Source organism: Mucilaginibacter sp. UYNi724, from assembly GCF_054057495.1.
The window spans coordinates 40,945-66,213 of sequence record NZ_JBSRZI010000007.1; the positions used below are offsets into that span (position 1 = coordinate 40,945).

27 protein-coding genes are annotated in these 25,269 nt (G+C 43.7%); 21 read left to right on the forward strand and 6 right to left on the reverse strand.

All coding sequences use genetic code 11. The features are described from left to right. Positions 1–2: 2 nt before the first annotated feature. Together ACVW0P_RS11815 and ACVW0P_RS11820 are read right to left on the reverse strand one after the other, a co-directional pair. On the reverse strand, positions 3–191 hold the full coding sequence (locus tag ACVW0P_RS11815; protein WP_354426889.1) for a DUF6358 family protein: 189 nt from the start codon (positions 189–191) through the stop codon (positions 3–5). A 1-nt stretch (position 192) separates the two neighbouring features. Beyond that, positions 193–507 (reverse strand): rhodanese-like domain-containing protein, encoded by a 315-nt coding sequence (locus ACVW0P_RS11820; RefSeq protein WP_354426888.1) that lies wholly within the window; start codon positions 505–507, stop codon positions 193–195. Positions 508–628: 121 nt separating this feature from the next. Between ACVW0P_RS11820 and ACVW0P_RS11825 the strand changes: the two genes are divergently transcribed. The 4 genes from ACVW0P_RS11825 (at position 629) to ypfJ (ending at position 5,913) form a co-directional block, all read left to right on the forward strand. Further along, positions 629–1,747 (forward strand): DUF4407 domain-containing protein, encoded by a 1,119-nt coding sequence (locus ACVW0P_RS11825; protein WP_457132276.1) that lies wholly within the window; start codon positions 629–631, stop codon positions 1,745–1,747. A 77-nt stretch (positions 1,748–1,824) separates the two neighbouring features. Beyond that, the gene (locus ACVW0P_RS11830) at positions 1,825–3,672 is read left to right on the forward strand and encodes a M61 family metallopeptidase (RefSeq protein ID WP_457132277.1); all 1,848 of its coding nucleotides are present in this window, start codon (positions 1,825–1,827) and stop codon (positions 3,670–3,672) included. Next, positions 3,672–4,976, forward strand: a complete 1,305-nt coding sequence (locus ACVW0P_RS11835; RefSeq protein ID WP_457132278.1) for a M20/M25/M40 family metallo-hydrolase — start codon at positions 3,672–3,674, stop codon at positions 4,974–4,976. Before ACVW0P_RS11830 ends, ACVW0P_RS11835 begins: the two co-directional genes overlap by 1 nt. Before the next feature lie 85 nt (positions 4,977–5,061). Next, positions 5,062–5,913: a KPN_02809 family neutral zinc metallopeptidase gene (ypfJ, locus tag ACVW0P_RS11840; RefSeq protein WP_457132453.1), complete on the forward strand. Its 852-nt coding sequence runs from the start codon at positions 5,062–5,064 to the stop codon at positions 5,911–5,913. 161 nt (positions 5,914–6,074) lie between these two features. Here ypfJ and ACVW0P_RS11845 read toward each other — a convergent pair whose 3' ends face one another. After that, positions 6,075–6,812: a lysophospholipid acyltransferase family protein gene (locus tag ACVW0P_RS11845; RefSeq protein WP_457132279.1), complete on the reverse strand. Its 738-nt coding sequence runs from the start codon at positions 6,810–6,812 to the stop codon at positions 6,075–6,077. Positions 6,813–6,858: 46 nt separating this feature from the next. Beyond that, entirely contained in the window at positions 6,859–7,419 is a 561-nt protein-coding gene (locus tag ACVW0P_RS11850; RefSeq protein ID WP_457132280.1) for an NUDIX domain-containing protein, read from the reverse strand. Positions 7,420–7,516: 97 nt separating this feature from the next. Between ACVW0P_RS11850 and ACVW0P_RS11855 the strand changes: the two genes are divergently transcribed. Beyond that, positions 7,517–8,461 (forward strand): hypothetical protein, encoded by a 945-nt coding sequence (locus ACVW0P_RS11855; protein ID WP_457132281.1) that lies wholly within the window; start codon positions 7,517–7,519, stop codon positions 8,459–8,461. Between the two features lie 4 nt (positions 8,462–8,465). On the opposite strand, the gene ACVW0P_RS11860 is transcribed toward ACVW0P_RS11855, so the two are convergent. Both ACVW0P_RS11860 and metK read right to left on the reverse strand, forming a co-directional pair. Continuing rightward, the gene (locus ACVW0P_RS11860) at positions 8,466–9,395 is read right to left on the reverse strand and encodes an EamA family transporter (protein ID WP_457132282.1); all 930 of its coding nucleotides are present in this window, start codon (positions 9,393–9,395) and stop codon (positions 8,466–8,468) included. A 71-nt stretch (positions 9,396–9,466) separates the two neighbouring features. Next, positions 9,467–10,717, reverse strand: a complete 1,251-nt coding sequence (gene metK, locus ACVW0P_RS11865; protein ID WP_457132283.1) for a methionine adenosyltransferase — start codon at positions 10,715–10,717, stop codon at positions 9,467–9,469. A 222-nt stretch (positions 10,718–10,939) separates the two neighbouring features. Here metK and ACVW0P_RS11870 point away from each other — a divergent pair, with 222 nt between their 5' ends. The 16 genes from ACVW0P_RS11870 (at position 10,940) to ACVW0P_RS11945 (ending at position 25,237) form a co-directional block, all read left to right on the forward strand. Then, the gene (locus ACVW0P_RS11870; protein ID WP_457132284.1) at positions 10,940–11,830 is read left to right on the forward strand and encodes a diacylglycerol/lipid kinase family protein; all 891 of its coding nucleotides are present in this window, start codon (positions 10,940–10,942) and stop codon (positions 11,828–11,830) included. 108 nt (positions 11,831–11,938) lie between these two features. Continuing rightward, positions 11,939–12,274, forward strand: a complete 336-nt coding sequence (locus tag ACVW0P_RS11875) for a translation initiation factor (protein ID WP_457132285.1) — start codon at positions 11,939–11,941, stop codon at positions 12,272–12,274. A gap of 160 nt (positions 12,275–12,434) precedes the next feature. After that, positions 12,435–14,039, forward strand: coding sequence for a phosphoenolpyruvate carboxykinase (ATP) (gene pckA / locus ACVW0P_RS11880; RefSeq protein ID WP_457132286.1), 1,605 nt, complete (start codon positions 12,435–12,437; stop codon positions 14,037–14,039). Positions 14,040–14,337: 298 nt separating this feature from the next. After that, on the forward strand, positions 14,338–15,171 hold the full coding sequence (locus tag ACVW0P_RS11885; RefSeq protein WP_457132287.1) for a MotA/TolQ/ExbB proton channel family protein: 834 nt from the start codon (positions 14,338–14,340) through the stop codon (positions 15,169–15,171). 103 nt (positions 15,172–15,274) lie between these two features. Further along, positions 15,275–15,895, forward strand: coding sequence for an ExbD/TolR family protein (locus tag ACVW0P_RS11890; RefSeq protein ID WP_354426874.1), 621 nt, complete (start codon positions 15,275–15,277; stop codon positions 15,893–15,895). A gap of 2 nt (positions 15,896–15,897) precedes the next feature. After that, positions 15,898–16,428 carry an ExbD/TolR family protein gene (locus tag ACVW0P_RS11895; protein ID WP_457132288.1) on the forward strand — a complete coding sequence of 177 codons (531 nt, stop codon included), beginning with the start codon at positions 15,898–15,900 and terminating at the stop codon, positions 16,426–16,428. Between the two features lie 32 nt (positions 16,429–16,460). After that, on the forward strand, positions 16,461–17,285 hold the full coding sequence (locus ACVW0P_RS11900; protein WP_457132289.1) for an energy transducer TonB: 825 nt from the start codon (positions 16,461–16,463) through the stop codon (positions 17,283–17,285). A 225-nt stretch (positions 17,286–17,510) separates the two neighbouring features. Then, positions 17,511–18,422 (forward strand): PstS family phosphate ABC transporter substrate-binding protein, encoded by a 912-nt coding sequence (locus ACVW0P_RS11905; RefSeq protein ID WP_354426871.1) that lies wholly within the window; start codon positions 17,511–17,513, stop codon positions 18,420–18,422. A 21-nt stretch (positions 18,423–18,443) separates the two neighbouring features. Continuing rightward, positions 18,444–20,135: a tetratricopeptide repeat protein gene (locus ACVW0P_RS11910; RefSeq protein WP_457132290.1), complete on the forward strand. Its 1,692-nt coding sequence runs from the start codon at positions 18,444–18,446 to the stop codon at positions 20,133–20,135. A 75-nt stretch (positions 20,136–20,210) separates the two neighbouring features. Further along, positions 20,211–20,582 (forward strand): NADH-quinone oxidoreductase subunit A, encoded by a 372-nt coding sequence (locus tag ACVW0P_RS11915; RefSeq protein ID WP_354426869.1) that lies wholly within the window; start codon positions 20,211–20,213, stop codon positions 20,580–20,582. A gap of 118 nt (positions 20,583–20,700) precedes the next feature. Beyond that, positions 20,701–21,243, forward strand: coding sequence for an NADH-quinone oxidoreductase subunit B (locus tag ACVW0P_RS11920; RefSeq protein WP_354426868.1), 543 nt, complete (start codon positions 20,701–20,703; stop codon positions 21,241–21,243). After that, a complete protein-coding gene (locus ACVW0P_RS11925) occupies positions 21,243–21,746 on the forward strand; it encodes an NADH-quinone oxidoreductase subunit C (RefSeq protein WP_457132291.1) in 504 nt (167 codons plus the stop codon). The genes ACVW0P_RS11920 and ACVW0P_RS11925 overlap by 1 nt, the downstream gene beginning before the upstream one ends. Before the next feature lie 5 nt (positions 21,747–21,751). Next, on the forward strand, positions 21,752–22,963 hold the full coding sequence (locus ACVW0P_RS11930; RefSeq protein ID WP_354426866.1) for an NADH-quinone oxidoreductase subunit D: 1,212 nt from the start codon (positions 21,752–21,754) through the stop codon (positions 22,961–22,963). After that, entirely contained in the window at positions 22,956–23,480 is a 525-nt protein-coding gene (locus tag ACVW0P_RS11935) for an NADH-quinone oxidoreductase subunit NuoE family protein (RefSeq protein WP_354426865.1), read from the forward strand. Before ACVW0P_RS11930 ends, ACVW0P_RS11935 begins: the two co-directional genes overlap by 8 nt. Continuing rightward, positions 23,480–24,844 carry an NADH-quinone oxidoreductase subunit NuoF gene (gene nuoF / locus ACVW0P_RS11940; protein WP_457132292.1) on the forward strand — a complete coding sequence of 455 codons (1,365 nt, stop codon included), beginning with the start codon at positions 23,480–23,482 and terminating at the stop codon, positions 24,842–24,844. Before ACVW0P_RS11935 ends, nuoF begins: the two co-directional genes overlap by 1 nt. 39 nt (positions 24,845–24,883) lie before the next feature. Next, complete coding sequence (locus ACVW0P_RS11945) at positions 24,884–25,237, forward strand: four helix bundle protein (RefSeq protein ID WP_457132293.1); 354 nt, start codon at positions 24,884–24,886, stop codon at positions 25,235–25,237. Positions 25,238–25,269: the final 32 nt, after the last annotated feature.

Here is a 25,269-nt window from a genome sequence, read left to right on the forward strand (position 1 = left end):
CATTATTTATTGTTCTGCAAGTTCTTGATCTCTTTTATCAGCCTTATTTTAAGGGTGATAATGATACCGGCTATAAACGCGCAGGCTAAAACATACTCCCAGCGCGCTGCTTCAACGGCATTCCAGATAATAATGATACACAAAAATATAGCGATGTTATAAAACACGTTAAGTGCTACCTTTTTGCCCATATTAGTAAACGTTTAGTTCGGGGTCTATCTCGGCTTTCCAGGCTAAGATGCCTCCTTGCAGGTTGCTAAGGTTGGTATAACCTTGTGCCTCTAACTGCATAATTGCGGCCATACTGCGTTTGCCGCTTCTGCACATAACAACAACAGGTTTATCTTTCTCCACTTTATCGGCCTCAATTAAAATGCCGCCAAGGGGGATGGACAAACCGCCTATGTTTGATGTTTCGTATTCAAAGTCTTCCCGAACATCTATCAGTTGAAGATCTTCGCCGCTATCTAACTTTTGTTTAAGTTCCTGTACGCTTATTTCTTTCATGGTAAATATAATTAATAGCCAAAGGTATGTTTTTCCGTATCAAATATTTGTAGTCAATCTGTAACAATCAGTACCTAAGTGCGTTTTATGGTTAGGTGTATATTATTACCCTATTACCTTAATGAAAAAAGTAACCAGGTTTTTTTGGTTCTGTTCCGGCGCGCATGTGGACACACTAAAAAAATACCCTATAGAACATAATAAGTATGTGGGCATTGGTGCCACCATATTTTTCACTGCGCTTTTTGCATCGCTATCCGGCGGCTACGCTATGTACTTTGTATTTAGCGGCAATGCATTTGCCATTGGTTTCGCCATTCTTTTCGGGCTGATATGGGGTACTGCCATCTTTAATATGGATAGGTACATTGTATCCAGCATTAATAAAGAGGGTAGCATGAACCAGCAGATATTGCAAGCCACGCCGCGTATTTTGCTTGCGGTTATGATAGGTGTGGTTATCTCGCGCCCGCTGGAGCTTAAGATCTTTGATAAGGAAATCCGCACCAAGCTGAAAACGGCCTACCTAAAAGGGCAGCACAGTAAGATAGATACCCTGCAAAAAACCTATCAGCAAAAATACGGGCAGGAGTTGGTTAAAAATACCGACCTGAAGAAGGAGAAAGATTCGCTTGAGCGCGATATCAACCGTTCGCGCTACGAGTTGAACCAGGAAGTTTTTGGCGATAAAACCAACCAAACATCGGGCATCACCGGGTACGGTACATATGCCAAGCAAAAAGCACAGGTACTTCAAGAGAAACAAGACAGGTTAAAAACCGTTACCGAGAACCTTGGCCAAATGGACCAGTACCTGAGTAAGCGTAAAGATTACGAAGGGTTAAACGCTACCCGTTTATTCAGCGAAAAGCAGCTGGACAGCCTATCTAATGTGGCCGGCTTTGCAGACCGTAACTGGGCGCTGGGCCAGCTATCATATAACGTAGATGGCACGCGCGATCTGGATACCTATATGGCTATCTCGTTCATCGGCTATCTGTTCATCCTGTTCGAGTGTTTGCCGGTTTTTGTAAAGCTGATGTCGCCCAAAGGGCCTTATGATACGGCGCTTGCCAAGATCAGCGAAGCGAACACCCATTTTGCAGATAAGGATAAGGAGAGAGAAATAGCTGTTACCGATAACACTTACGACCATAGCCTTGACGCAGATATTGCCCGGCGAAAGCAAATCATTAACGGGCAATCGGAGTATGACCTGGGCAGGCATAGTTATGATTAGGCTTTTTTGTAATAAAATTGATAGATAACAGTTACTGATTTAATTGGTAATTTCATCACCTGAATCATAGCACCTCAATGAAGAAAATACTACTCCTTGCCGCTGCCGCTTTTTTCGTATTTGGCGCCAATGCACAAACTAAAGCACGCAACGGGCTTTACTATGTTGTGTCATTCCCCAACGCAGCCCACCACGAGGCTGAAGTAACGGTAACCGTTCCCGATATTACCGAAAACGGGCCACTAAGAATGAGGATGAGCCGCTCATCTCCCGGCCGGTATGCCACGCACGAGTTTGGTAAAAACATTTATAATGTAAAAGCTTTTGACCTTAGCGGCAAACAACTTGTAATTAAACAGGTTGAAGGAGACGTTTACGAGGTTGCAGACCACGGTACAGTCGTAAAAATAAGCTATACCCTGTTTGGTAACCATACAGATGGGACTTATGTAGGCATTGATGCCAGCCACGCGCACCTCAACATGCCTGCAGCATTTATGTGGGCAGTTGATAAGAACATAGTAACCCGCCCTATCAAATTTGAGTTTAACGACTTGGATAAATATGGCTGGAAGGTAGCTACCCAATTGAAGCACGAAGGGGATAACGTTTATAGCGCGCCGGATATGCAATATATGATGGATAGCCCTACCGAGTTGTCTGCCGTTAAAACCAACTACTGGGATGTGGTAAACACCAATGGTAAAAAGCAAAAAATGGGCATCGCTGTACATTCTGATGATGACCAGGCCACGATAGATAACTTTGCCCAGATGGTGAAAAAAGTGGTGTTAGAAGAAAAAGCTGTTTTTGGCGAACAGCCAGATTATGATTATGGCAGCTACACTTTCCTGGATGATGTACATCCCTCTAACTTTGGCGACGGGATGGAACACCGCAACTCTACCTGTATCGTGGACGGATCTGACAAAGTAGCCGGTAACGAAAAGGATTTGTTGGGCACTTACTCGCACGAATTTTTTCACAGCTGGAATGTGGAACGCATCCGCCCAAAATCATTAGAGCCGTTCAATTTTGAGCATGCCAACATGAGCAATGAGCTTTGGTTTGCCGAAGGTTTTACACAATACTACGGCGAGATGCTGTTGGTGCGCAGTGGCTTTAACTCGGTTGATGATTACACCCGTACGGTTGCCGGTTTGGTTAACTCGGTTTTAGCAGCACCTGCCCCGGCAAAATATCCGCCAACCCAAATGAGCCGTTATGCGGTATTTACCGATGCCGGCGTTGCTGTTGATGCGACCAATTACGGTAATATATTTACAAGCTATTATGTTTACGGTGGTGCAACGGCATTAGCGCTCGACTTGCGTTTGCGCAGCGAGTTTAACATCACGCTTGACGGTTATATGCGCCAGGTTTGGTTAGCCTATGGTAAAACCGGCAAGCCTTATACCATTCCTAATTTACAGGAGGTTTTGGGTAAAGTTACCAACCCTAAGTTTGCAACGGCATTTTTTGCCGATTACATCTATGGCGTAAAAAAGAACGATTATGAAGCCTTATTGGCTAATGCCGGCTTAGTATTGCAAAAAGCAGCGCCGGGCAAAGCATGGATAGGCCGTATATCAAGCAAACCATCAAACGGTGGTTTAACCATTACCAATTCAACCGTATCAAACACCCCGGTTTACAAAGCAGGGCTTGATGCAGGCGACACCATCTTGAAAATTGACGGACAGGATGTAAAAGCAGCTACCGCTATCGCTGATATTATAAAGGATAAAAAACCGGGCGATAAGCTTTCGGTAGCTTATAAAAACCGTACAGGTAGCCACGATGCTACCATAGTAGTAGAAGAGAGCCCGGCATTTGAGGTAGTGACCTTTGAAAAAGCAGGTAAAACATTAAGCCAACAACAAAAAGATTTCCGCAGCAGCTGGTTATCATCAAAAGTAAAATAATGAGATTTAAGATATTTTTAGCAGCAGGCGCGTTAGCCCTTGCACCCGTAACAGGCTTTTGCCAGGATGTAAACAAACTGATAAAACAGGATGATGTAGAGCGCATCATTAAAACCCTTAGTGCCGACGATATGGAAGGCCGCGGCACCTTTACCAAAGGGATTGACAAAGCCGCCACTTTTATTGAGGGTGAATTTAAAGCAGCGGGTTTAAAACCGATGGCAGGTGCCACGGGCTTCCGCCAAAATTTCAGCATGGTGCGTACTTCGGTAGTTAGTTCAAAGGTTATCCTTAACGGTGCCGATGTACCAGCCGAAAACATAATTGTTAGCGCGTCAGGCTCATTCAACTGGACAAGTCCGCAAGGTGTAGAAGTGGTGAAGATCACATCAGATAAAAACTTCATTGCCGAGTATCAGGCCCTAATGGCAACCGATAAAAAGGCGCTTGTGTTGGTGGATACCAGCTTTGCTAAAACCTACACCCGTATTGCAAGCCGCATGAAACGCGGAGGTACATCGTTCAAAGGCGCTACCGCATCCAACAAAACGCTTGTGTTTGTAATGGGCACTTTTGCTGATGTAATATCGCTGACCGTTAATTACGAGGCCGCCGTAAAAGAGCAGCCCTTGTTTAACGTGGTAGGTATGATTCCCGGCAAATCTAAACCAAACGAATATGTGGTGTTTGGCGGCCATTACGATCACCTGGGTATTATTAAAAAAGGTGCCGAAACAGATACTATCGCTAACGGTGCCGATGATGATGCATCAGGTACTACAGCGGTTATTAGCCTGGCTAAGTATTACAAAAAGCTAAATAACAACGAGCGTACTCTTGTATTTGTAGCCTTCACAGCCGAAGAAATTGGCGGCTTTGGTTCGCAATACTTTTCTAAACAGTTAGACCCTGATAAGGTAGTTACCCTGTTCAATATCGAGATGATTGGCAAAGCGGCGAAATTTGGCGAGAACTCGGCGTTCATCACCGGCTTTGAGCGTTCTGATTTTGGCGCCATCCTGCAAAAAAACCTTGAGGGCACAGCCTTTAAATTTTACCCGGACCCATACCCCGAGCAAAACCTGTTTTACCGCAGCGATAACGCTACTCTTGCCGCTTTGGGCGTACCGGCGCACACCATTTCTACCGACCAGATCCCTACCGATAAACTTTACCACACGGTAAAAGATGAATATTCGAGTTTGGATGTAAACAACATTGTGGCAACCATCCGTGCAATAGCATTAAGCTCGCGCAGTATTGTTGCGGGTAAGGATACCCCTACAAGGATCCCAAAGAAATAAAGACACCCGTAATAACCACAAATTTGTAAGGCTCAAACAATTGTTTGGGCCTTACTGTTTAATGGCTAAACTAAACAGGAATATTATGCAATGGATGGGCAGACGCGAAAGCAGTAATACAGAAGATGGCAGCAGCAGTGGCGGTGGCCGTGGGTTAGCCCTTGGTGGCGGCGTGGTAGGTATTATTGCCGCGGCTATATACTTCTTTACCGGGATAGACCCATCTGCTCTTCTAAACCAAACCCAGGGGGGCGGTGCCCCGCAAGAGAATAACCAACAGGTTGTGCCGGATAGTAAAGAGAAAAAATTCTCTAAAGTTATTTTTGCCGATACCGAAGATATCTGGACCAAACTTTTTAATGATATGGGCAAAACCTACGACCAGCCCAAACTGCACTTTTTCCAGGAAGCGGTAAACACTGCTTGTGGCCAGGCGGGTGCCCAAACAGGGCCGTTCTATTGCCCCGGCGACCAAAAAGTGTACATCGACCTTTCTTTTTTTGATGAATTATCTAACAAGTTTGGCGCTGCCGGTGATTTTGCACAAGCTTATGTTATAGCCCACGAGGTTGGCCATCACGTGCAGGACCTGCTGGGCGTATCTGCCAAAATGGACCAGGCCCGCCAACAGTTAAGCGAGGCAGAATACAATAAACTATCTGTAAAGCTGGAACTGCAAGCCGATTTTTACGCCGGCATCTGGGCGCATTACGAGCAAAAAACCAAAAATGTGCTTGACCCCGGGGATATAGATGAGGCCTTAAATGCTGCCCATCAAATTGGCGACGACCGCCTGCAGAAAGAATACCAGGGCGAAGTACATCCCGATAGTTTTACACACGGTACCAGCGCGCAACGTATGTACTGGTTTAAAAAGGGTTATGAAACGGGTGATATGAGCCAGGGAAATACTTTTGCAGCAAGTGATCTGGAATAGGGTATTCCAGGCAAAATGTTCACGTTCACGGCCGTGAACGCACGCCTGCATTTGCAACTTGCTTATAATAAGATAATTGTATTTTTGAGGGACTGACAAAATGGTGCCACCATCTTATTGCTTTTAATTGCTATGCAACAAGTTCGGCACGACTTATAGGTTTAACTCGGGTCTACAATCGCCCTGACCCGGTTTTCTATTTCCTGCACTAATTCATCTACGGGGGTAGTGCCGGGTTCGATGGGTTCAAGCACTTCCCATTTCATAGGGGTAAACGTGTTGAGCGGGTACAGGCCATAACGGATCATTTTCCAGCTATCAGTAATGGCAACAGGTACCAAAAGCGCGTTAGGGCATTTTTTTAATAAGGTAGCCACCCCTGCCGACTGAAACTTTTTTACCCTACCATCTTGCGAGCGGGTGCCTTCCGGGAATATCATTGCGCCCCAGTTATTATCCTTCATGCGGCCGGCAAACTTTACCAGCTCGGTGATGGATTGGCGTGGGTCTTTGCGGTCGATGTTTGCGCCACCGCCGTGCCTCAGGTTAAACGATATGGATGGGGTACCTCTTGCCAGCTCTACCTTAGAGATAAACTTTGCATGGTATTTACGCAGGTGATAGATCATCGGCGGGATATCAAACAAACTTTGATGGTTAGCCACAAAAATAATGGGCCTGTTTAGGGGCAGGTTTTGTTTGTTAATGAAAGTTACTGTGTTACCTAAAATATAAAAGGTACGTACCAAAAAATAATTCAGGATATCTACAGAGCGCTTATGCGCGCTGTACCCGCCAAACTTTAGGCAAAGCCATTGTATGGGATGGAATATCACCAGCATTAAAAAGAATGCAAAAATGGCAAACGGGGACAGGATGTAGCCTAAAAACTTTTTCATCAAGGGCGCAAATTTAAAATTTTTTGCGGAAATGATAAATGACAGGTTATAAAGTATTCTCTAACTGCATTAAACGTGCTTTCAATACCGCTGCCACGGCAAGCGAATCGGTTATCTCTCCGCTGCAAACCATCCGGTAAACATCCTCAAAAGGCACTTTTTTTACAACGAGTTGCTCGGTATCTTCGGGTTCGGCCTCGTGTTGTTCCAAGCCGCGGGCAATGTAAAGGATGCAAAGTTCGTCGCTTACCGAATTGGAGAGGTGCATGCGCTGGATCTCCATCCACTGCGATGCTTTCAAACCCGTTTCTTCCAGTAGTTCGCGCTTTGCCGATGCTAACGGGTCTATACCAATGATGCCGCCACCCTCGGGCAGTTCCCAGCTGTATTGGTTTAGCGTGAAACGATACTGGCCTACCAGGTAGGTGTTCATATCAGCATCTAAAGGCAAAATACCGATGGCGATATTTTTATAATGCACCTGCCCGTAAATGCCGGGATTGCCCGACGGATTGATCACCTGGTACTCGGTAACGTTTATCCACGAGTTATCGTAAATTTCCTTTTCTGATGTGATCTTCCAGGGGTTAGCTTCGGGGTGTTGCATAGGATAAAGGTAGGGAAACTCTAATATTCGGAGTGTTAAAAACAACTAATTTTATTATAAGATCATTATTAGTAGCATTGTAAATAATTTAACACACATGGCGGTAACTCAATTAAGTCCAATTCAAAAAGAAAGATTACAAAGATTGGAATCTGCTTTAAAAATTTCTGTTAGCAATGCTGATTTAACGTCAATCAAAATCATCATTCAAGATTTGCAACCTATTTATTTATCTACGGGCAACGACGCGAAGTTGCTGATGGCAAAAAACAGATGGCTTGAAGTTGAAATGGAACAAGGTAATCTTTTAACAGCGGAAAGGGGGCTTTTAGGTATAAGGGTAAAAGCGAATAAAAAAACGAGAGTATACTTGGAGGCGACATGCTTATTGGCAATATGTTATTTACGAACCAGTGAGATAGATAAAGCCGAGCCGATGATTAAAGAAGTATTGATAAACGATACTGTAATTACTTCGTTAGAAAGACGGGCAAAATTCAGAAGACTGGCAATTGAAAGATTTGATGAGGAAGCTACATTATATGCAATTAAAGCAGATAAAGTTTATGATATATTATCTAACGTTCGTGAATTGGAAGATGATGCCATTCATCTTTCAAATGATTTTTCACAGGACGAATTATATGAGAATTTGGGCCAAAAAGTTCCAAAAATTGCCAAAGATATACTCGCAAAGGTAGATGCATTTTCAAAAAAGCAACTCCCGTCGGCAGAGCGGTTAAGGCTGCCTTCTCCTACACAAATCAATGACGATAAAAAAATAGGAATCACTGTCTTTTCGTCAGTTAAGCGTGCCTTATATAAATCCATATGCGACAAAGAGGGAGATATTTTTAAAAAAATAAATGCCGGTATTGCAGGCATTCAGACGACTATTACAGTAGCGGTCGCTGAAATTTTTTCAAGCTTAAGCATTGGTATAAGAGTGTTAGTGGTAGGTGTTATTGCCATAATATTTAAATTAGGACTGGGTGTTTACTGCGAAAGATTTAAACCTATTGATATAATGGATTTAAGATAAACTTCTACTCTACTAAATCCCTATTCCTTTTCAAATATCCCGGCACATTAACCAGCATTATGCCAACCAGTATCACAAACAGGCAAATGAGTTGAGCTGTATTTACGAGCTCGTTTATAAGCAGCCAGCCTAAAAATACGGCTACTACCGGGTTTACATAAGTATGTGTGCTGATAATAGCGGGTGGTTTGATGGTAATAAGCCATATAAAGGAAAGGTACGCCAGTAACGACCCAAATACGATCAGGAACAATAATCCGCCCCATGCCTGCCAGCATACATCCGCGAATGCGAAACCCCGCTGCTCACCTTTGGCAAATACGATAATGGCGCTTGCCACACCAGCGGCCAATAGCTGCACGCTCGCATTCATGGTAGATGTGCTGCTGCCCTTGTTGTCTTTGATCATCAACGAGCCAAGTACCCAAAGTACCGCGCTAAACAGTACCACCACACTTGCAATAGTTGCCATGGGCGATGGGTTTGCTACTGCTACGCCAAGTTTCAGGAACAGGAAGATGCCCGTAAAGCCGATAAGCAGGCCGCTCAAAATATATTTGTTGGAGAAATATTCCCGCCAATTTTTTCTGTCGAGCAGTAAAAATATCAGCGGCTCGGTGGCTACCAGTATGGCTGCTTGGCCCGAACTGATGTATTGCTCGGCCCATGCTATCATGCCCGTGCCGCCAACCAGCATCATAGTACCGCTTATGGCGTGGCGGATAATGAGTTTTTTTTCGGGGAAGCGTTCGCCTTTGATTTTGCAAAATGCCAGCATCAGCAAGCCGGCGCTTAAGTACCGCAAGCCAACCAATATAAACGGCGGGAAGCTCTTTAGCCCATAAGCCACCGCCAAATAGGTTGATCCCCATATAATGTATATGTTGAAGAACGCGAAGGCAACCAATAAGGGCGAGGCCGTTTTTTTTGTCATTGCTGTTGGTATTAAACAAAAAAAGGCGCACCGTGTTGGGTGCGCCTTGTATAATTTGTCGGTATTTAATATTATAAACCGAAGGCGCTTTTTACTTTATCTACGTAGTCAAGTTTTTCCCATGTAAACAGTTCAACCTCGCGGGTTATGGTGCTGCCATCGTGCGCGTTGAATGATTTGGTAACAACCTCGCTTGGGCGGCCGAAGTGGCCGTATGCAGCGGTTTCACTATAAATAGGATTACGCAACTTAAAGCGGGTCTCGATAGCGTAAGGCGTCATGTTAAAGATCTCTTCCACTTTCTTAGCTATCTCGCCATCGTTGATGCCAACTTTAGCGGTACCGTAAGTGTTTACATAAATGCCCATTGGTTTTGCAACGCCAATAGCGTACGATACCTGCACCAATACCTCATTACAAACACCGGCAGCTACCAGGTTTTTAGCAATGTGGCGGGTAGCGTAAGCAGCAGAACGGTCAACCTTTGATGGGTCTTTACCTGAGAATGCACCACCACCGTGGGCGCCTTTACCACCGTAAGTATCAACAATGATCTTGCGGCCGGTTAAGCCGGTATCGCCATGCGGGCCACCAATCACAAATTTACCGGTTGGGTTAATGTGGTAGGTGATGTCGTTGTTAAAGAAGTGGGCGTATTTTGGATATTTAGCCTTAACACGCGGGATAAGGATCCCTACGATATCGCTGCTGATCTTAGATAGCATCGCCTCTTCCTCGCCAAAATCATCATGCTGGGTAGAGATAACGATAGCATCGATACGGGTTGGCTGGTTGTCATCGCTATACTCTAACGTAACCTGCGATTTTGCATCAGGGCGAAGATATTTGATGTCGGTATTTTCACGTCGGATAACTGCAAGTTCGCGCAATAAAGCGTGGGCGATATCTAAAGCCAAAGGCATATAGTTGTCAGTTTCTATGGTAGCGTAACCAAACATCATACCCTGGTCGCCGGCGCCTTGCTCTTCTTTAGCCTTGCGGTCTACGCCCTGGTTAATATCCGGCGATTGCTCGTGGATGGCCGATAGCACACCGCATGAACTGCCATCAAACATATACTCGCCTTTGGTATAACCAATGCGGTTAATTACATCGCGGGCAATTTTTTGTACGTCTAAATAAGCTTTTGATTTTACCTCGCCCGCTAAAAAAACCTGGCCGGTGGTCACTAAAGTTTCACAAGCCACCTTCGACTCGGGGTCGAAAGCTAAAAAGTTATCGATCAACGCGTCCGATATTTGGTCGGCAACTTTATCCGGATGCCCTTCAGACACGGATTCCGATGTAAATAAGTATGGCATATATTTTTAAAAATAAACGTTAAAACCGAAAGGTAAAGATCTATCTGAAACGTAGTAAAAGGAGCAGGGTTTAGCACTTTTTTACGTGGTTGCAATCCAGTCCCGCTGTTTAAGTTGTCAACAATGGGGCATTAAATCAGTCCACTTTCGGGTGGCAAAAATAAAACAATTTTTCACAAAGCCGAAAATACATTTACTTTTGCCGCTGGTAAACTTATATAGTTGAAAAGGAAAGCGTTATTTATAATAAACCCGGTATCGGGAGGGAAGAATAAGGAAGGTGTACCGGAGCTTGTACAGAGATATGTTGATACAACTATTTTTGATTACGACATTGAGTTTACCACCGGTATTTTCCACGCAAACGGCTTGGCAAAGGCGGCCGTGGGCGAGTACGATATTGTTGTTGCCGTGGGCGGCGATGGTACCGTTAACGAGGTAGCATCGGGCATTGCAAATACTGATACCACGTTAGGGGTTATCCCTTACGGCTCGGGTAATGGCCTCTCCAGGTTCTTAAATATCCCCATGAATGTGGAGGATGCCTTTAAAACCTTTAACCAGGCGCGCGCCATTAAAATTGACGCGGGCAAAATGAACGGGCAATGGTTTTTTAATATGGCCGGAATGGGTTTTGATGCCCATATAAGCCACGTGTTTGCTAACGGAAGCGAGAAACGCGGTTTTGTGAGTTACTTTAAATCGTCCATCAAAGAGATCTCTACGTACCAATCCAAAAACTACCATATAGAAGTTGACGGCGTGGCTTATGACCGCGAGGCATTTATGCTGAGCATGGCCAATTCATCACAATATGGCAACAACGCGCACGTATCGCCTACTGCATCGGTGCAGGACGGCTTGCTGGATGTTTGTATCATAAAACCATTCCCGCTGTGGCGTTTTCCGGAGATGGGTTTAAGGATGTTTACCAAAACGGCCGATAGTTCTAAGTACGTAGAGATCGTTAAAGGGAAGCATATCCACATTACCCGCGCGCAGGAAGGCCCTATCCACCTGGATGGCGAGCCACAGGTTGCAGGCACAGATATTGATATAGAAGTGGTGCCAAACGCGCTGAACGTGATCGTTGGCGCGTCGTATCATAAATAAAAAGGCTCTCCCCAACCCCTCTCCGAGGGAGAGGGGCTTAAGAAAGGCTAAGTATAAAATATAAAATAAAGTCTCCCCTATCGGAGGAGATTAGAGGGGGCTTATTATATGGCTAAGAAAAACTTCACCGGCATCATGTACTCTACCGACCCGGATTTCCAATACCGGGAAGAGGGTAATAACGAGCAGCAAACCCTGCCACCACAGCAGCAAAATCTAAAGATCTACCTGGACAGGATAAAAGGTAACAAACTGGTAACCCGTGTAAGCGGTTTTATTGGGGTGGATACCGACCTGGAAGCTATCGGCAAAAAATTGAAAACCAAATGCGGCGTAGGCGGCTCTGTTAAAGATGGCGAGGTGCTGTTACAGGGCGATTTTAGGGACAAGGTGCTCGCCATGCTGCAAACCGATGGTTACAAGGCTAAAAAGGCCGGAGGTTAGTGTATCGAAATAAAAATATTAATTCGATTTAGCAATTGATAATCAAGGATTTATATGGTGTGTAAAAGATACATTATGTAAATAAATACTTAAAAATGCTTGGTTCTTAGTGTATCAAAAGGGTAGTTTTGTAGCAACCAATTATAAAATTATCTTCCTGATGAACACCACTGCTAACCGGGTACCCAATTTAGGGTATCTAAACCTGGCTAATAGCCCTGCTATTTTCTACCAGTTAACCCCCGCGCAACTTGTTGAGGCTGCCATTAAACGCAACGAAGGTGTACTAAGCGACACCGGCGCGCTGGCTATTGACACCGGCAAATTTACAGGCCGCTCGCCTAAGGACCGCTTTATTGTTGATGACCATGTAACGCATGATAGTGTATGGTGGGGAAGCATCAACTACAAGTTTGACGGTGCAAAATTCAACGCCTTATATAACAAGGTTACAAAATATCTTGCCGGCAAGGAGATCTTTGTGCGCGATTCTTGCGCCTGCGCCAACGAAAAATACCATATCGATATCCGCGTGGTTACCGAAACAGCTTACCAGAACCTGTTTGTGCACCACCTGTTCATCCGCCCCGAAGTGGCGAACCCCGAAAGTGAACCCGAGTGGACCATAATAGCGGCCCCCGGCTTTTTAGCCGATCCTGAAAAAGACGGTACCCGCCAGCCAAACTTTTCTATCATCAATTTCAGCAAAAAGATCATACTGATAGGTGGTACAGGCTACACGGGCGAGATCAAGAAAGCTATCTTTTCGGTACTGAACTTTATACTGCCGCATGATAAGCAGGTGCTGTCGATGCACTGCTCGGCCAATACGGGTGCTAAAGGCGATACCGCGATCTTCTTCGGCCTATCCGGAACGGGTAAAACAACCCTCTCTGCCGACCCGGAGCGCAGCCTTATAGGCGACGACGAACACGGCTGGAGCGATTACACCATATTTAACTTCGAAGGCGGATGCTATGCTAAATGCACCGGCCTTACTGCCGAAAAGGAACCACAGATCTTCAACGCTATTAAGTATGGTGCTTTGTTAGAGAATGTGAACTTTATACCTGGTACGCGCAGGGTTAACTTTAACAATGTAGATAAAACAGAAAACACCCGTGTAGCATATCCTTTATATAACGTAAGCAACGCGGTGATTCCGTCTATAGGGGCGTCACCGAAAAACATTTTCTTTTTAACTGCGGATGCCTTTGGGATTTTGCCGCCGATAGCAAAGCTAACGCCAGAGCAGGCCATGTACCACTTCATATCCGGCTACACCGCCAAAATAGCCGGTACTGAGGCCGGCATTACCGAACCCACAACTACCTTTTCTGCGTGTTTTGGCGAAGCGTTTTTGCCATTGCACCCCGTAACTTACGCCAAATTGCTTGGCAAAAAGATAAAACAGCACCAGGTAAATGTATGGTTAGTTAACACCGGGTGGACAGGTGGCGCATACGGCACAGGCCAGCGAATGAAGCTTTCGCACACCCGTGCTATGATAACCGCGGCCATAAACGGCGGGTTGGATAATGTAGATTATCACCAACACCCTGTATTTAATATAGCTATCCCACACAACTGCCCCAACGTGCCCGACGAGGTGTTAGACCCAAAGAACACCTGGCTTAATGCTGATAATTATGACGATAGCGCAAACAAGCTGGCCTCGGCCTTTGTTAAGAACTTCGACAAATATGCGGCGTACAGCACCCCGGAAATTATAAATGCAGGGCCAAACGTAGCTTTAGAGGTGTAATTAGACGCTACTATATCAGTTTAGTTACATACTTTTTATGTGTTATAACTTGCTATTCCAAAAAAAAATGGGTTGTATTGTAAAAAATTGTCTGCGATGTAGACAATTTTTGTGTTTCAAAGCGTTATGTAATCACCAATTTCATAACGCTTTTGCAGCGGTATATTAAATAATTATAAAGAATTACATAAAAAGTTTTTTTATTTCATTTAAATTCTATTTTTGTTATTCGCTTAAAACGCACACATTTTTATTAACTTATATTATAAACAAAACGAAAACTAAAATTTAAAAAGTAATGGCAAACGCACCAACAAAACCAACTACTCCTGTTAAAGAAAGCTCAAGTGCATCGGGCGCATTTGCAACTTTGACCATCCCTATCTGTATAGTAGTGGCAATTTTGATATTTGTATTCATCTTAGGCCACCCAAGTCACTACAAAGGCGGCGATCCTGCAAACGAACCAAATCCGGGCGATTTATTCGGTACCGTACACAAAGGTGGTGTTATCGTACCTATCATCATGTCATACCTGTTAATGGTTATCGTGTTTTCAATTGAAAGGTTTGTAGTTATTGGCAAAGCTTCTGGTACAGGTAATGTTGACGCTTTCGTAAGAAGGATTCAATCTTTACTAAACGCAGGCAACATTGACGGCGCTAGCGCCGAGTGCGACAAACAAAAAGGTTCGGTAGCAAACGTTATCAAATCTGGTTTGAAAAAATACAAAGAAATGGAAGTTGATACAACTTTAGATGTTGAGCAAAAAGCTTTAGCTATCCAAAAAGACATCGAAGAAGCAACAGCTTTAGAAATGCCAATGTTAGAGCAAAACTTAACCATCATCGCTACTTTAGTATCTATCGGTACATTAACCGGTCTATTAGGCACGGTAATCGGTATGATCAAGGCTTTCGGCGAGTTGGCATCAGCGGGTGCTCCCAACCAATCAGCTTTATCAAACAGTATTTCTGAAGCGCTTATCAATACTGCGTTAGGTATTGGTACTTCAGCTGTGTCAATTGTAATGTATAACTTATTTACATCGAAAATTGATAAACTTACTTATGCGATTGACGAAACTGGTTTCAGCATCGTTCAAACATTTGCAGCATCTCACAAAAAATAATCCTGTAGAATATTAGTGCGCAAAAACACATTATAACAAAATATAATTTGGATGATTGCGATAATTAACTATCTTTACATTATTATATTAAAAAAGGAACAAGATGCCAAGAGTAAAAGTCCAAAGAAAGAGCACCTCGATAGATATGACCGCCATGTGCGACGTAGCTTTCCTTTTGCTTACCTTCTTTATATTAACAGCAAAACCACGTACAGAAGATCCTGTACCGGTAGATATACCTGCATCGTCTGTCACCCAGCCAATACCTGATGATAACGTGCTAATGCTTACAGTGGCCGAGCAAAAAGTTTTCTTTACTGTGGATGGTAACGATGTCCGTATCCAAACCTTAAAACAAATGGGCGAAAAATACGGTCAGACGTTCACTGCGGAAGAGCAAACTAAATTTTCAGGAACAGCAATTTTTGGTGTTGCCATGAAAGATCTGAAAGGCTTCCTGGCTTTAGATGCCGGGCAAAAAAAGGAGTATAAGCAACAAGGTATCCCTGCGGATACTACAGCTAATAACGAACTTGCCGACTGGATCCGCGAAGCACGTAAAGCAGATAACGCTTTACACAGTAAGATATTAAGGATATCTATCAAAGGAGATAATAAAGAAGAATACCCAACCATTAAAAAGGTTATCGGTATCCTTCAGAAACAGAGAGTTGACAAATTTAGTCTAATTACTACAATTAGAGCAGCACCTAAAACGAACTAAAAATGGCAGAATTAGACACCTCCGGCGGGGGCAAAAAAGGCGGCAAAGTAAGAAGTAAGAAAGCCTCAACACGTGTGGATCTAACCGCAATGGTGGATCTTGCCTTCTTGTTGATCACCTTCTTCATGCTAACCACCACGCTTTCTAAACCGAAAGCGATGGATGTAACCATGCCGAATAAGGACGAGAAGACAAAAGAGCAGTTACCTGTTGCCGCATCGCGGTCTATGACAATTTTATTAGGCGCTAACAATAAATTGGAATGGTTTATTGGTGAGCCGGGTAAATCCCAGCCAACTACTGAAGGGTATGGCAAAGACGGGCTCCGCAAAACGCTTATTGAAAAAGGCAAAGAAATTCAGGCAAGCTTTGGTAACTATATGGTTGTTCTGATCAAACCAAGCGATAAATCAAATTATAAAAATTTGGTTGACGTATTGGATGAGATGAAAATAACCGCAGTACAATCGTACGCGATTGTAGATATACTGCCGAGCGAAGTTGAATTGCTTAAGCGCGATGGTAACTACTAAAGGAATAATTAAAGTAATTAAACGTTAACATAATGTTTGGATCAAAATTAGACATACTAAACCAGCAGTGGATTGACGTTGTTTTTTCAGGCCGTAACAAAGCTTATGGTGCTTACGAACTTAGAAAGGAAAATCCTCGTAATACAAACAAGGCCCTTATAATTGGTGTAGCAGCATTCGTTTTACTTATATCTTTTAAAACAATCCTCAATGCAATAGAGGGATTTATCCCTAAAGCTGATGATAAGGTGAAGGTTACCGAGGTATTACTACCTCCGCCTCCCGTAAACGAAGCGGTAAAACCACCGCCACCGCCACCAGAACCACCTAAACCAAAAGTTGACCAGGTGCGTTTCCCTCCTCCGGTTGTAAAACCAGATAACGAGGTGCGCGAAAAAGATCCACCGACTGTAGAAGATTTGAAGGTTGCGGATCCGGGTCAGAAAGACCAAAAAGGCGATCCTAACCAGGCAATTACTATTGATGAGCCGGTTGGTAACGCCGATGTTAAACAGGTGGTTGAAGAAAACCCTAACCAAATTTTCACCGCGGTAGAGCAATCTCCTGCATTCCCTGGTGGGGAAGGTGCATTTGGTAAATATTTGGGTAACAACATTAAATACCCTGCTATTGCAAGGGAAAACAACGTTACAGGACGTGTGGTTTTAACCTTCGTAGTAGAGCGCGATGGTTCATTAACTGATATTAAGGTACTACGTGGCCTTGGTAGCGGTACAGATGAAGAAGCGGTGCGTGTATTGAAGAAATCGCCTAAGTGGAAACCAGGTATACAAAACGGACGTCCGGTTCGTGTACAATACAGTATCCCGGTAAACTTTACACTGGCGCAAGAATAAAATTAATGTTATCAAATAACAATGAAGAGCAAAAATCGCCCAAAAGGCGGTTTTTGCTTATTTTAGGAGTTACTGCATTTATATGCTTTATAGCTTTGGGGCTCATGATCATCTTTTGGGATAGCTTCCTGAGCCAGTTACCAAAGCCCCAGAAAACCATTTTTGGTTGTATTATAATTGTATATGCTATTTTACGCTTTGCGCGCTATTTAAGAAAGGACCCAAATGAAGCTTAGTTATAAATTATTATTGGGAGTTTCTTTTTTAGCCGGCTTACAAAGCTGTCAGCAAAATGCCGGTAAAAAAGTAGTACTTGATGGGTTTACATCCGGCACTGCACAATTTTATGGCGATGAGTCGTTTTCGCCTATAGTTGACGAAGAACTGTATGTTTTTAAGGCAAGTTACCCCGAGGCAAACCCTGTAGTTACTTATAAACCCGAAAGCGAGGTTGTAAATAATTTAATGAATGACAAAGTAAGGGTAGTGATAATGGCGCGCAACCTGGATACCGCTGAGCTTGGGGTATTAAAAAGGCGTTCATTAACCCCAGACGTTAATAAATTTGCGGTGGATGCTGTTGCCCTTATAGTAAATGAAGCGTCAAATGATACTATTACCTCGGTAAACGAGATCAAGAGAATGCTAAACGGGCAATCAAAAACTGATAAAAGTATCGTTTTTGATAACCCTAACTCAAGTTTGGTAAGGTATTTGAAGACCCTATCAGGCAATAATGAGTTAAAGCAAAAAAATATTTACGCGTTAAGTTCAAGTAAAGAAGTTATAAAGTACGTTAGTACACACCCTAATGCGATAGGAATAACTGGCTTTGCATGGCTAAACGACCCGGATAAGGACTATGCAGAGGCAGTTGGCAAGGTTAAAATTATGGGAATTAAGGATGAAAGCAGTAAAACTGCACCTAACGAGTACTTTAAACCTTCGCAGACAACGCTCGTCCAACATACGTATCCTTTAAGCAGGTCGTTATATATAATTGATTGCACAGGCAGGAAGGGTTTAGCATCCGGTGTTGCATCATTTTTAGCAAGCGAGCGTGGTCAACGAATTATACTAAAATCGGGCTTATTACCTGATTCTATCCCGCAAAGGGAAATAAATATTAAACACTAACTATATACATAACAAACTAAGATGAAAATGATCAGTAAGATAAGTAAGATAGTATTAGCACTGGCGCTTGTTGGCTCCTCTGTTTCAGCACAGAGCATAGCCGATGCAAAAAAAGCGATAGATGCAGAGCAGTTCCAGAAAGCTAAATCGATGCTTAAGAATTTAACCGTAACACAACCTACTAAGGATGAAAACTTCTTTTACCTGGGTTGGGTATATATTCTTCAGGAATATCCGGATTCGGCAAAAACCAATTTCCAAAAAGGGATTGCTGTAAACCCGAAATCTGCTTTAAATTATGCGGGTTTAGGTGCCGCCGCGTTTATGGATAAAGACAAAGCGACAGCTACTACAAACTTTAACCAGGCAGTAGCCCTGGCAGGTAAGGATAGCAAACCATATTTATATGTGGGCGAAGCTTACCTGTTAAACGATGTTGAAGGTAAAGTGCCTGCTGCCGATGCTAATGCTGCTATAACGGTATTAACAAAAGGAAAAACAGTTAACGCTAAAGATGCCGAGATCTTGGTTGCTTTAGGTGATGCATTGCGCACCCAAAGTAAAAACACCGAAGCTTTAGGTAACTATCAATCTGCATTAGATCTTGACCCTAAATTGGCTCATGCTAAAGTAGCAACTGGTGTTATCTGGAAATATGCTAACAACTTCGAAAGTTCAGAAACCGAATTTAAAGCCGCTTTAGCTATCGACCCTAACTACGGTCCTGCTTACCGCGAGTGGGCAGAAACTGATATCCGTTGGGCGTTAAGCGATCCAAAAATGGCATCGGCTAAAGTTAAAGAAGGGGCTGATAACTACCGTAAATACCTTTCGCTAACAGATCTTTCTGTTGAGTCGCGCTTACGTTATGCCGACTTCTTGTTATACGCCGGTGATTACAAAACATTGCAAACAGAAGCTACCGCTTTATCAAGCGCTGCAAATGGTAACCTAAAAGTTTACCGTTACTTAGGTTATGCCGGTTACGAAAATAAAGATTACCCTGCCGGCTTAGCAGCGATAAATACATGGATCACTAAAGCAGACCCAAAACGCGTTATCCCTCGTGATTACGTTTACCTAGGCCGTTTACAAATTGCTTCTAAACAAGATTCCTTGGGTATTGCTTCGTTACGCAAAGCGATAGCAGTAGACACTACGCAGGTAGATGTTTATCCGGAGATAGCAAAAGCGTTATACGGTCAAAAGAAATATGCTGAGGCCGGTGACGCTTACCACGTGTATACTCAAAAAGGCAGGAACGTAAAATTATTAGATCACTTTTACGAAGGTATCAGTTATTACTTCTCTTACGATGAGAAAAGCCCGGGTGCAGAAGCTACCATCGCGAAAGCAGATTCAGCATTTAGCTATGTTACGCAAAAAGCACCAACAGATCCTAACGCCTATTTATTCCGCGCTCGTGTAAATGAGTTAAAGGATAAAGACCGTAACAATATTGTAGGTTATGCTAAGCCTTTCTACGAAAAATATATAGAGGTAACCGCTGCTAAAGGCGGTGCACCGGTAGATAAGGTGAAAAAAGAATTAGCCGAATCTTACGTTTACTTAGCAACTTATGCCGAGTTTAAAGAAAAAGATATGGCCAAGGCTACCGAAAATTATACCAAAGCAAGGGATAACGACCCTACTAACAAACAGGTAGTTTCGTTTTTTTCCCGCAAAAGCGGCGCAGCCGGCAGAGGTAAATAATTTGCCTGACAATAATTTAAGAGCCCCTTCAAAAAAGGGGCTTTTTTATTATGCGGTCATTTGTATATTTGCACTATGGAACTAAAAAGTTTACCTGTCAACTATTTGCCCATCATATTCCAGATGCTTGTGGCTATGGGTTTTGTTGTTACTACGATGTTTGTAACGCACAAAATTGGCCCTAAGCGCCAAACTAAAGACAAGCTAACGCCGTTCGAGTCGGGCATCGAGGTAGTGGGTAATGCCCGTACACCAATGTCTATCAAATACTTCCTGGTAGCCATACTGTTTGTGTTGTTTGATGTGGAGGTTATATTTATGTACCCTTGGGCGGTAAACTTTCGCGATTTGGGTTCTACCGGGATGATAGAGATGTTCATATTTATGGGTACCCTGCTTGCAGGTTTTTTCTACATCATTAAAAAAGGCGCTTTAAACTGGGATTAGTTTAGACTGATTCTAAATATATTCCTGAACCTCCATAGTGTATCTGTTACATCGTAATTATTGTAAATTTGCACATCAGTTTTAACTGAGCATTTAATATTATTTGATAAGGAATATAATGAGTGATATTCAAATAGTTGAAGCCCCTGCGGGTGTTGAAGGATCGGGGTTTTTTGCCACAAAGCTTTCTGAGGCCGTAGGTTTGGCACGTTCACACTCTTTATGGCCATTACCTTTTGCAACATCATGCTGCGGTATCGAGTTTATGGCTACCATGGGTTCCCATTACGATCTAAGCCGTTTTGGCGCCGAAAGGCTTAGCTTTTCGCCCCGCCAGGCCGATCTTTTAATGGTAATGGGAACCATATCTAAAAAAATGGGCCCGGTGCTACGCCAGGTTTACCTGCAAATGGCCGAACCACGTTGGGTTATGGCTGTTGGTGCATGCGCGTCAAGCGGCGGTATATTTGATACTTACTCTGTATTACAGGGTATAGATGAGGTTATCCCGGTGGATGTTTACGTTCCCGGCTGCCCGCCACGCCCCGAGGCTATTATTGATGGTTTTATGGCTATTCAGCAATTGGTACGTACCGAGTCTATTCGCCGCCGCGAAGAACCTAAGTACCAGGAATTACTGGCTAAATACGGGATCCAATAATGGCTAAAATAGCAAATGAAGAGCTTTTACAAAAGCTAACAGATAAATTTCCTGGCCAGGTTACCCAAACAGCTGCCGATTTTGGCTTGCTTACTGTAGAAACAGGCAAAGATGCAATTACCGATGTGCTAACCTTTTTAAGGCACGATGCAGCGCTTCAATTCATCTATTTGACGGATCTTACCGCGGTACATTACCCCGAACTTGAAAAACAGATCGTTGTAGTTTACCACTTACACAGTTTAACAACCAATACACGTATCCGTATAAAAGTTTCTCTTTCGTTAGAGGATCTGCATATTCCTACAGCATCAACCATTTGGGAAGGCGCTAACTGGATGGAGCGTGAAACATACGACTTTTTTGGGGTGATATTTGACGGCCACCCGGACCTGCGCAGGATACTTAATGTTGATGACATGACGGTATTCCCGATGAGGAAGGAATTCCCGTTGGAAGATCCAAACCGTATTGATAAAAAAGATTACTTTTTCGGGAGATAACATAAATGCAGAACCACCCGGTATATACGGATAACGATCCGCAAACAGAGTACTCCACGCTAAACCTGGGGCCAACACACCCTGCAACACACGGTGTGTTCCAGAATGTATTGCAGATGGATGGCGAACGTATTGTAAGCGGCGTATCAACCATTGGCTATATACACCGCGCTTTTGAAAAAATTGCCGAGCACCGCCCGTACTACCAGATAACCCCGCTTACCGACAGGCTTAACTATTGTTCGTCGCCCATAAACAACATGGGCTGGCACATGACGGTCGAAAAGCTGTTGAACATCCAAATGCCAAAACGTGTTGATTACATGCGTGTAATTATCATGGAACTGGCCCGTATTGCCGATCATATTATTTGTAACGGTGTATTGGGTGTTGATACAGGTGCTTTTACAGGCTTCCTTTACATGATGGAGCACCGCGAAGAAATTTACGAGATCTATGAAGAAATTTGTGGCTCACGATTAACAACAAATATTGGCCGCATAGGCGGTTTCGAACGCAACTTTAACCACATCGCGTTTGCCAAGATCAAAAAGTTTTTGGTGAGGTTCCCGCCTGTATTGCGCGAGTTTGAAGCCTTGTTCAATCGTAACCGGATCTTTGTTGACCGTACAAAAGATGTAGCGGCAGTTACCGCGGCCGATGCATTAAGCTACAGCTGGAGCGGCCCTATATTGCGCGCAACCGGTGTAGATTATGATGTACGCGCCATGGAGCCGTACTCATCTTATGAAGATTTTGACTTTGAAGTACCAGTTGGCGAAAACGGCGACGTTTACAGCCGCTTTTTGGTACGTAACGAAGAAATGTGGCAAAGCCTGCGCATTATAGAGCAAGCGCTTGCTAAAATAGAAAAAGAACCAACCGATATATTCCACGCGGATGTACCGGCGTTTTACCTGCCCCCAAAAGAGGAAGTTTATAATAACATGGAAGCTTTGATCTATCACTTTAAAATCGTGATGGGCGAGGTTGATACCCCTAATGCCGAGGTTTACCACGCGGTAGAAGGTGCAAACGGCGAATTAGGCTTTTACCTCATCAATGATGGTGGCCGCTCGCCATACCGTTTACACTTCCGCAGGCCAAGTTTCATCAATTACCAGATGTATGCGCCAATGAGCAAGGGTATGTTATTATCTGATGCTATTATTAACATGAGTAGTTTGAACGTTATAGCCGGAGAGTTAGATGCTTAGTGTACAGGACACCAACACACCGGTAACATTTTCGCCGGAACTGATCAGCAAGTTTGCTGATGTGGTTAGCCGTTACCCCGAGGGGAAACAAAAATCGGCCTTGTTGCCTATACTGCATTTGGTACAAGCTGAGTTTGGCTGGACCAGCGTACCCGCGATGGATAAAGTTGCCGAATATCTTGATATCCAACCGATAGAGGTTTACGAGGTGGCTTCGTTTTATACCATGTACTTTTTAAAGCCACAAGGCAAGTATATGTTAGAGGTTTGCCGTACCGGCCCTTGCGAAATTGTGGGCGCTACCCCAATAATGGACCACATAGAAAAAACACTTGGTGTTAAGGAAGGCGATGTTACCCCCGATGGCTTATTTAGCTGGAGAGGCGTAGAATGCCTGGCTGCCTGTGGCTTTGGCCCGGTGCTGCAAATTGGCCCCGAGTACACTTTTTACGAGAACTTAACTACGCAATCTGTTGATAAACTGATTGGGGACCTGAAAGGAAAAGCGAACAACTAATGGGACGCAAACTTTTACTTGAACATATAAACGTACCCGGCATCAATACATTTGATGTTTACCGCTCAAAAGGCGGTTACGCTGCTGTTGAAAAGGCTTTGAAAACCCTTACCCCCGATGAAGTGGTGGAAGAGGTTAAAAAATCGGGCTTGCGCGGCCGTGGTGGTGCAGGTTTCCCTACCGGGATGAAATGGAGCTTTTTGGCTAAACCTGAAGGTGTGGAGCGTTACCTGGTTTGTAATGCCGACGAATCTGAACCCGGTACTTTTAAAGATCGTTATTTAATGACTTACCTCCCTCACTTATTAATTGAGGGGATGATAGTAGCCAGCTTTGCGCTGGGTGCAAAAACATCATACATATACGTACGCGGCGAAATGATGCCGCAGATCCGAATCCTGGAAAAAGCCATTGCCGAAGCAAAAGCGAAGGGCTTTTTAGGAAAAAATATTTTAGGTACAGATTACAGCCTGGAGCTTTACGTACAACCGGGTGGTGGTGCTTACATCTGTGGTGAAGAAACCGCTTTGTTAGAATCACTGGAAGGTAAACGCGGTAACCCCAGGATCAAACCTCCGTTCCCGGCTATTGCCGGCTTATATGGTTGCCCAACGGTGGTAAACAACGTAGAATCTATAGCGGCTGTTGTGCCTATCATTAACGAGGGCGGCGATGAGTATGCGAAGTTAGGCATCGGCCGTAGTACGGGTACTAAACTGATCTCGGCAGGGGGTAACCTTAAAAAGCCGGGCGTTTACGAAATTGACCTGGGCCTGCCTGCCGAAGAATTTTTATACAGCGACGAATATTGTGGTGGCATCGCCAACGGCAAACGTTTAAAAGCGGTGGTTGCGGGTGGTTCATCAGTGCCTATCCTGCCTGCTAACTTATTCCTGAAAACCGTTAATAACGAACCCCGCTTAATGAGCTACGAATCATTAGCCGATGGTGGTTTTGTAAGTGGTACTATGATGGGATCGGGTGGATTTATAGCGTATGACGAAGACCAGTGTATTGTACGCAACACCTGGAACTTTGCGCGTTTCTACCACCATGAAAGTTGCGGACAATGTTCGCCTTGCCGTGAGGGTACGGGATGGATGGAAAAAGTTTTACACCGCCTGGAATACGGACACGGTAAAATGAGCGACATGGACCTGCTGATTGATGTATCAAAGAAAATTGAAGGTAATACCATTTGCCCGCTTGGTGATGCAGCGGCATGGCCGGTAGCCAGCGCCATCCGTCACTTTAGGGACGAGTTTGAATGGCATGTAACTAACCCGTTGGCAGCGTTGAGTGGTAACTATGGTATCGCGCATTACGCGGATCCATTGCCAAAATTGGAAGTAGTAGCAGGTTAAGTCAAAAGTTAAAAGTAAAAATTAAAAAATAGAAAGCACTTGAGCGAAAAACCTTACAACATCAAACATCGGTGTTATCAGTTTTCGAAAGAATTAATTTTCTTTATTGCAGGTGCTAAATATGATAGAATTTTCTTTTCGCTTTTTGACCAGTTAATAAGAAGCGGTACCTCGATAGGTGCCAATATTGTTGAGGCGAAAGCAGGAAGTTCAACTAAAGACTTTAAGAACTATTATAAGATAGCGCTAAAGTCGGCAAATGAAACAAAATACTGGCTGTGTTTAATTCGGGATACGGTTTTAGTAGATGAAAAAGATAAATTAAACGAGTTGCTTAATGAAGCGGATGAGCTGTCAAAAATCATCGCCTCTATAATCATCAACTTGGATTAGATATACTTAAAAAGCATGGTTTTTACTTTTGA

Coding starts and splice junctions, on each gene's coding strand:
- ACVW0P_RS11815 (WP_354426889.1), bottom strand. CDS start 191: ATGGGCAAAAAGGTAGCACTTAACGTGTTTTATAACATCGCTATATTT.
- ACVW0P_RS11820 (WP_354426888.1), bottom strand. CDS start 507: ATGAAAGAAATAAGCGTACAGGAACTTAAACAAAAGTTAGATAGCGGC.
- ACVW0P_RS11825 (WP_457132276.1), top strand. CDS start 629: ATGAAAAAAGTAACCAGGTTTTTTTGGTTCTGTTCCGGCGCGCATGTG.
- ACVW0P_RS11830 (WP_457132277.1), top strand. CDS start 1,825: ATGAAGAAAATACTACTCCTTGCCGCTGCCGCTTTTTTCGTATTTGGC.
- ACVW0P_RS11835 (WP_457132278.1), top strand. CDS start 3,672: ATGAGATTTAAGATATTTTTAGCAGCAGGCGCGTTAGCCCTTGCACCC.
- ypfJ (WP_457132453.1), top strand. CDS start 5,062: ATGCAATGGATGGGCAGACGCGAAAGCAGTAATACAGAAGATGGCAGC.
- ACVW0P_RS11845 (WP_457132279.1), bottom strand. CDS start 6,812: ATGAAAAAGTTTTTAGGCTACATCCTGTCCCCGTTTGCCATTTTTGCA.
- ACVW0P_RS11850 (WP_457132280.1), bottom strand. CDS start 7,419: ATGCAACACCCCGAAGCTAACCCCTGGAAGATCACATCAGAAAAGGAA.
- ACVW0P_RS11855 (WP_457132281.1), top strand. CDS start 7,517: ATGGCGGTAACTCAATTAAGTCCAATTCAAAAAGAAAGATTACAAAGA.
- ACVW0P_RS11860 (WP_457132282.1), bottom strand. CDS start 9,395: ATGACAAAAAAAACGGCCTCGCCCTTATTGGTTGCCTTCGCGTTCTTC.
- metK (WP_457132283.1), bottom strand. CDS start 10,717: ATGCCATACTTATTTACATCGGAATCCGTGTCTGAAGGGCATCCGGAT.
- ACVW0P_RS11875 (WP_457132285.1), top strand. CDS start 11,939: ATGGCTAAGAAAAACTTCACCGGCATCATGTACTCTACCGACCCGGAT.
- pckA (WP_457132286.1), top strand. CDS start 12,435: ATGAACACCACTGCTAACCGGGTACCCAATTTAGGGTATCTAAACCTG.
- ACVW0P_RS11885 (WP_457132287.1), top strand. CDS start 14,338: ATGGCAAACGCACCAACAAAACCAACTACTCCTGTTAAAGAAAGCTCA.
- ACVW0P_RS11890 (WP_354426874.1), top strand. CDS start 15,275: ATGCCAAGAGTAAAAGTCCAAAGAAAGAGCACCTCGATAGATATGACC.
- ACVW0P_RS11895 (WP_457132288.1), top strand. CDS start 15,898: ATGGCAGAATTAGACACCTCCGGCGGGGGCAAAAAAGGCGGCAAAGTA.
- ACVW0P_RS11900 (WP_457132289.1), top strand. CDS start 16,461: ATGTTTGGATCAAAATTAGACATACTAAACCAGCAGTGGATTGACGTT.
- ACVW0P_RS11905 (WP_354426871.1), top strand. CDS start 17,511: ATGAAGCTTAGTTATAAATTATTATTGGGAGTTTCTTTTTTAGCCGGC.
- ACVW0P_RS11910 (WP_457132290.1), top strand. CDS start 18,444: ATGAAAATGATCAGTAAGATAAGTAAGATAGTATTAGCACTGGCGCTT.
- ACVW0P_RS11915 (WP_354426869.1), top strand. CDS start 20,211: ATGGAACTAAAAAGTTTACCTGTCAACTATTTGCCCATCATATTCCAG.
- ACVW0P_RS11920 (WP_354426868.1), top strand. CDS start 20,701: ATGAGTGATATTCAAATAGTTGAAGCCCCTGCGGGTGTTGAAGGATCG.
- ACVW0P_RS11925 (WP_457132291.1), top strand. CDS start 21,243: ATGGCTAAAATAGCAAATGAAGAGCTTTTACAAAAGCTAACAGATAAA.
- ACVW0P_RS11930 (WP_354426866.1), top strand. CDS start 21,752: ATGCAGAACCACCCGGTATATACGGATAACGATCCGCAAACAGAGTAC.
- ACVW0P_RS11935 (WP_354426865.1), top strand. CDS start 22,956: ATGCTTAGTGTACAGGACACCAACACACCGGTAACATTTTCGCCGGAA.
- nuoF (WP_457132292.1), top strand. CDS start 23,480: ATGGGACGCAAACTTTTACTTGAACATATAAACGTACCCGGCATCAAT.